This is a genomic window from Lacihabitans sp. LS3-19 (assembly GCF_024343575.1).
Classification (GTDB): Bacteria; Bacteroidota; Bacteroidia; order Cytophagales; family Spirosomataceae; genus Leadbetterella.
Genome location: NZ_RJUA01000012.1, coordinates 98,063 through 104,533, shown reverse-complemented (window position 1 = coordinate 104,533; position 6,471 = coordinate 98,063). Strand labels below are relative to the sequence as shown.

Below are 6,471 nucleotides of genomic sequence, written 5' to 3'. Positions count from 1 at the left end.
AAATTTAAAACCATCCGAAAAGTATATCTACAACAAAGCTATCTTGTTGAAAATAAAACTACTAGCGTGAAAGATAGAATAGTGAGTCTTTCACAACCACACATAAGGCCGATCGTAAGAGGAAAAGAAAACAAACCCGTTGAGTTCGGTATAAAAGCTCACATAATGCAAGTTGGAGGGCTAAACATCATTGAACACCACAGTTTCAATGCCTTCAACGAGACTACCAGACTAAAGCATGCTTACTATAAACATCGATTGATGATTGGAACTTGTACACATTTAGCAGCAGATGGGATTTATCCAACAAATAGCAATAGGCGGTTTTGTACCACTAAAAAACTGCAAACCAATTTTGTTGCAAAGGGTAAAAAAGTAACAGATAAAAATATCAAAAAAGTTAAAACCATCCTTTCTATAGAAAGAGGAACACGCCTAGAAGGCTCATTTGGCACGGAAAAAGAAAACTATGGCCTAAGGAAAATCAAAGCAAAAACACCAGAAACACAAATCGTGTGGATGTTCTTCGGAATCTTTACTGCAAATGTCGTCCGACTATCAAAACGGCAACAAAAACAAGTCAAAAAAGTAGCTTGAAAAACTTTTAAGAGAAATATCACGGGATAAGACTGCCCAAACTCATCTAAAAAACAAGAATTGCTAACAAAAAAATGAAAATGTAAATTTTTCAAGAATTCTCATAGCCAAAAATCAAAAAATCCAGACTCGTGAAAGACTGGATTCTTGAAAAACAGAATTTTTTTAGCAATTATCAAGGACGCCCAAATTCAATTAGGTATTTAAAACAAATGACTTTTTAGTGGTCAATTTATTATCTTAAATACATAGGAAATCTCGTAAATCTTAAGCCAATTGTAAAATCTAATCTATTTAGATTGATTGGTGTTGCCAAATTTACACTTTCAATACCATTGTTAAGTTTTGTTATTTGGCCATAATTGTAGCCACCTTCAAGACTCAAGATTATATCTCTGCCGAATATATCATTTCCTAAAAGAAAGTCTAGTCCAAGTGTGGCAGCAGCTCCATAAGCCTGTCCTGAGAAATTGTATTTTGCCAAATTAGTTAGACCTTTATCAGAATACAAATGCATGCCAGGGCTTAATGTAATTATAGCAAAAGTCTTATAGTCAATGTTTTTTCGATATAAAAACGTAGGGCCTACAAACTTGTGGGATACTTTGTTTGAGAGTTGACCACCAGTTATCATTTCTTGTGTAAATAGATTTGGGTAGTCTAAACTCGTGCTTGAATTTTGAGCTTGGTAATTTGTGTATGTAGCACCAATTCCAACATTATCCTTAAAGAAATAGGCTGCATCAACACCAAACATCCACCCTCGGAGCAATTTTTCTTTGTAAAGGCCATAAGGAGAAGTATCCGTATTAGATGAGATTATATTTCCCAAACCACCTTTTACACCTACTCTGTATTTTAAATAATTTTTAAATTCGGATACCGGTTCTGGGTCTGCTAAAGGAGAGACTTCTTCTTTTTTTGCTTCTTTTCTAGCAACTTCCACATTTTGTTTCTCCTCTTGCGGATCAATTTTTTGAGCTTCTTCCTCTACTTTTTCTGCATTTGTTGTGGTATTTAATGGTTTCTCAGGATTGGTCTTTTCTGATACTTCATTTTTTGTCTTTGAAGAAAGCTCAGTTTTTGAACTCTTTTCATCTGTGTTTTTACCAATTACTTGTGAATTGTCTTCCTCTTTCACTTGCTCTTTTACAGCAACAATATCTACTTTTTCAGTTTCTGTCTTCTTAGATTTTTTGGTGTCTTTTTTTGGAACATCATTTTCATTGGAAGGAGCTAAAGGTGTTGCTCTATTTGAAGGACTAGCTTTAGTTTTCTCAATTATTTTATCATTTTTCAAAATATCTGAGCTGTAATAGCCATACTTGAAAGAAGAAACGAGATTCTTGAAAATTTCATTTCTCAAAATCTTATTTTTTGGCCCTAAATAAGCATACTTAAATCTTGTTGGAGTCTCATCTAAGATTTTACATCTTATTTCTTCGCCAGCTTGTGTGATTATTAAATCCTTTTGTGAATAGGATTTGATTCCTATAAACACAAAAATCATCATAATAATAATCCTAAATAAAATTTTCTTCATCTTCTCATTAGGTAAAAATATCTAAACGTAAATTGTTTAGACATGCAAAATTAATCAAAATCAATCATCAAAAAGTATATGTTTAGTACCTTTTAATAATTATTAGATTATTTTAAATATGCAAAAACCATACCGATAATATTTTACTTTGTTAATATTTTAGGAATAACGATTCAAGTAAGACTATAGTTGATTTTTTTAATAAAAGATGCTGTTTTCTTTGTTTTGGAATAGTTTTTGTAGTTAAAACCTTCAAACGATTGGTTCGGTTTATTGTTGTAAATAGAAATATTAACTTACCGTTAACTAATATTTTTAGCAGAAAATTTGACTTTTAAAATTTAATTGTTTTATATTTCGGAAAAATAATTCTTCAATTTAAAAACTCTTGATGTACAATATGGTATAAAACTCTACGTTAACTAATCTGAAAATACATAATGGAAAAAATCCTAGTTAACGAAAGTGAGCTTATATCAGCGTACATACGTGGAGACGAAAAGGCATTCGCCACGCTTGTTAATAGATACAAGTCCAAAGTTTACACTACTATTTACCTTGTTGTGAAAGACAGTTACGTCGCGGAAGACTTAACACAGGACACTTTTATCAAAGCCATAAAAACTTTGAAAGAAGGCAGGTACAACGAAGAAGGCAAGTTTTTGCCATGGATACTTCGGATTGCCCACAACCTGGCCATTGATTATTTTCGAAGAGCGAAACGCTATCCAAGTGTAGTTTTTGAAGATGGTAGTAGTGTGTTCAACTCTCTCAATTTTGCAGAAGATTCCATTGAGTCCGCTCAAATCAAAAAGGAGTCTTACGAGCATCTGAGGAGTATGATCAAGAAGTTGCCGCAGCAACAACGCGAAGTATTGGTAATGAGGCACTATGAAGACCTCAGTTTCCAAGAGATAGCTGAAGCTACGGGTGTGAGTATCAATACTGCATTGGGACGTATGCGTTATGCTCTTATCAATCTAAGAAAATTGATGAGTAAAACAAAATATGCCTATGACACAAACCTGTACATCAACGCAGAATGAGATTATCCGTTATATCTATAACGAGACTTCAAGTTCTGAAAATGTTTTAATTGAGACCTCTTTAGTTTATGACAACGAACTTTTGGATTTCTATCTAGATTGCTTAGAGCTAAAAGAAGAAATGAACCAAATCCAGCTTAGTCCAAAGGAGTCAAGTATTCAAAACATTATGAATTTTTCAAAAAACTTTAGACCTGCGATTTAATCGCAGGTTTTTTTGTTTAAAACAATAATTGCTTTCTCGTTATATTCCATCTAATACCAGTAGAATAGATGTTTTCGGAAGCATTTGTTTGATAGGAGTCTTTGCGGTGTTGATATATAAACTCAATAAACAAATTGTGCTTTACCATAAATGAGGCAGAAAATTCTGAATTTTTGATATGATTCTTGAAACCTTGACCTATGTAGTTGTCATAGTCTGAAGGTCTATCAAATTTGTTATTTAGTTTAGTGTTTCCACCGTAATTTGTACTATCTATATCTTCACCTTTTATGGCATTCATAAAAGTATAATTTAGAAATACCTTAGCATGAGGTTGGTATTTAACCGAAACTAAATATTCTTTGAAATTAGCACCCAATGGATGAGCAATTGGTAAGTTATAGTTTACCATATTGGTAGAGGTCGTAAAGTGTGAATACATATATGGCCTTGCCCTATTAAACTCCACTTGAAGGTCAAGATTCTTGATTTTTAAGGCATCAAAATATTTCATTCCTAACTGCCAAGCATATTTTTTGGACCACCATCCATTTTTTTTGAATTCCTTAGAATTGTATTCGTCTAAATAATATTGACCATAAAGAGAGGCTGTTTTAAGAACATTGAGCTTAAAATCTGCTCCTACCATCGCATTGTCTGAACTTCCCAAATATCCTTCAATAAATCTGTAGAAAATGACTGGATTCAGATAATTCAATTCAAAACCAGTTTTCCTATTTCCATACATTACACTTTCATAAAGACCTATATTCAGCGTTTTTGTAATGTTAAAATTCAAATGATGAAATGCGAAATATTTAGGTGCATTTGTGATTTGACTAAATGGAGGGTTTATTATCTGAAGATCAGTCATCTGTGCTAATATGCTCATATATTGCATTCTGCCTAGGTGAAGGTCCGCTTTGAGCTGCATATAAGGTGCACTGAAATCGCTCAAAATCATAGATCTTATGCCATAGCCAACAAAGTTTTTATCATGGCCAAATGCTAGCGTAAGGTTTTTTATGGGTTTAAACGTAAAATATCCAATTGCCTGAAAATAATCAGCTTGTAATAGACTAAGGTCGTCATCTTTATATTTTACGAAAGACTGATATGGGTAACCCTCATATGTATCATAATAATTTACTAAAAAATTTGGACTTGAATTTTGGTTATCAGTTACCATTGTATAAAATCCCAACTTTTTATTTATTTGACCTCGAATCTCTACACCTCTAGTATTGATAAATGAAGATTTAGATGGTAATGAACCATAAGCACCATTTTTTCCAATCGAGACATTTAGAATTGGGGAAGCATGAATATCGAAGTCTTTATTTTTTGCAAAGTACATATCTGATTTGTTTTGATACAGGTACTTTAAAATTGGTTTTTGACTTAGATTACTGATGATTCTGTTAGAGTCAATATATTCCCAATTGTCAATGTGAATATATTCTAAATTTTGTTTGTCTATTTTCGAAAACTTCAAATAAGTTGATGTGTCAATTTGACTTATGTATTCTCCAATTTGTTGTCTGCTATAAGGTTTAAGATTGGTATGGTAGCTATTTGCGATATTGCCTGTTTTAACTTCTATGCGTTCTAGAAACGCATCAGATATTTGATTTATGGAGCTATTGGCACTTTGAGAAAAGCCGAAACTTACTTTTAAAAAAAATAATAAAAGTAATTGTTTGTGTTTCATAAATCTTATTAGGTGATGCATAAAGATGCGAAAATAATTAATATTTGGCACTTATAAGTAGATTAATTGATAATTTTGGAACAAAGGATAGTTACATTAAGTTTTCAAACTAAAGAACACGATTCGAATGAAGACATTTGATATACCTTTGATTTACAAAAGTTCTATAATTTCTGGGATCAAAGAAAAAAGAAGAGTAAAAGATAAGTTAAAGAAGGATTTTAGTCCAACAGTATTAGATTTTGACAATATAAAGGTGCTATTGTCAAGACATTTTGGGTTTTGTTATGGAGTAGAAAATGCAGTAGAGATAGCATATAGAGTTCTAAATGAAAACGAAGGAAAGAATATCTACTTGTTAAGCGAAATGATACATAACCCTGAAGTTAATGCAGATTTACTCTCAAGGGGAGTTAGCTTCTTAATGGATACCAAGGGAAATAATCTTATAGATTTTGAGAGATTATTGCCTGAGGATATTGTCATAGTTCCAGCTTTTGGAACAACTATCGAAATCCAAAATAAGTTGCTCGAGCGAGGAATTAATACCTATAAATACGATACCACTTGTCCATTTGTAGAGAAAGTTTGGAATCGTGCGGGTCAGATTGGAGAACGAGGATATTCTGTAATAGTACATGGAAAACCAGATCACGAGGAAACTCGAGCTACGTTTTCACATAGTCAAGAAAAAACACCAACCATTGTAATAAAAGATATGAAAGAAGCCATAAAGCTGGCTGCTTACCTTAGAATGGAAAAATCTTCTGAAGAGTTTTTTAATGAGTTTGCTGGTAGATATTCAGAGGGTTTTGATCCTGTAAAAGACTTGGTTCGATTTGGTGTAGTTAACCAGACAACCATGCTAGCTATAGAAACCCAGGATATTGCTAATTTTTTAAAAGAGGAAGTTATAAAGTATAGAAAGCTAACAGAGAATGAAGTGCCGGCATATTTTGCAAGTACCCGTGATACATTATGCTATGCTACTAATGACAATCAAGATGCGACTTATGCATTAATTAAAGAAAAGGCAGATTTGGCAATTGTAATTGGAGGTTATAATAGCTCGAATACTACACATTTGGTAGAACTATTAGAAACTGCAATGCCGACTTATTTTATTAAAAACGAAGAAGGCTTAATTTCCAAAAAAATGATAAAGCATTTTGATATTCATAATAAAAAAGAAATTTCATCTGAAAATTTTATGGGTAATAAAAATAAACCAACAATTGTACTTACCTGTGGAGCATCTTGTCCAGATGCTATTGTTGAAGGAGTATTGGTAAAACTTTTATCATTTTTTAAAGAACATGAGAAATTAGAGGGAGTTTTTAGCCATATTTAATGTTGATGTAGTTATTAA

General features: G+C 32.3%; 5 protein-coding genes and 1 pseudogene. 4 read left to right on the top strand and 2 right to left on the bottom strand.

Translation table 11 applies throughout. From position 1 onward, the window contains the following. A pseudogene (locus EGI22_RS10885) lies at positions 1 to 597 on the top strand (DDE transposase); the annotation flags it as partial. A gap of 235 nt (positions 598 to 832) precedes the next feature. On the opposite strand, the gene EGI22_RS10880 reads toward EGI22_RS10885, so the two are convergent. Continuing rightward, on the bottom strand, positions 833 to 2,140 hold the full coding sequence (locus tag EGI22_RS10880; protein WP_255068381.1) for a hypothetical protein: 1,308 nt from the start codon (positions 2,138 to 2,140) through the stop codon (positions 833 to 835). A 440-nt stretch (positions 2,141 to 2,580) separates the two neighbouring features. On the opposite strand from EGI22_RS10880, the gene EGI22_RS10875 reads away from it, so the two are divergent. Together EGI22_RS10875 and EGI22_RS10870 are read left to right on the top strand one after the other, a co-directional pair. Continuing rightward, the gene (locus EGI22_RS10875) at positions 2,581 to 3,186 is read left to right on the top strand and encodes an RNA polymerase sigma factor (RefSeq protein WP_255068380.1); all 606 of its coding nucleotides are present in this window, start codon (positions 2,581 to 2,583) and stop codon (positions 3,184 to 3,186) included. Further along, positions 3,155 to 3,391: a hypothetical protein gene (locus EGI22_RS10870; RefSeq protein WP_255068379.1), complete on the top strand. Its 237-nt coding sequence runs from the start codon at positions 3,155 to 3,157 to the stop codon at positions 3,389 to 3,391. Before EGI22_RS10875 ends, EGI22_RS10870 begins: the two co-directional genes overlap by 32 nt. 16 nt (positions 3,392 to 3,407) lie before the next feature. On the opposite strand, the gene EGI22_RS10865 is transcribed toward EGI22_RS10870, so the two are convergent. After that, on the bottom strand, positions 3,408 to 5,102 hold the full coding sequence (locus EGI22_RS10865; protein WP_255068378.1) for a capsule assembly Wzi family protein: 1,695 nt from the start codon (positions 5,100 to 5,102) through the stop codon (positions 3,408 to 3,410). Between the two features lie 127 nt (positions 5,103 to 5,229). Between EGI22_RS10865 and EGI22_RS10860 the strand changes: the two genes are divergently transcribed. Continuing rightward, positions 5,230 to 6,453: a 4-hydroxy-3-methylbut-2-enyl diphosphate reductase gene (locus tag EGI22_RS10860; RefSeq protein WP_255068377.1), complete on the top strand. Its 1,224-nt coding sequence runs from the start codon at positions 5,230 to 5,232 to the stop codon at positions 6,451 to 6,453. Positions 6,454 to 6,471 lie beyond the last annotated feature (18 nt).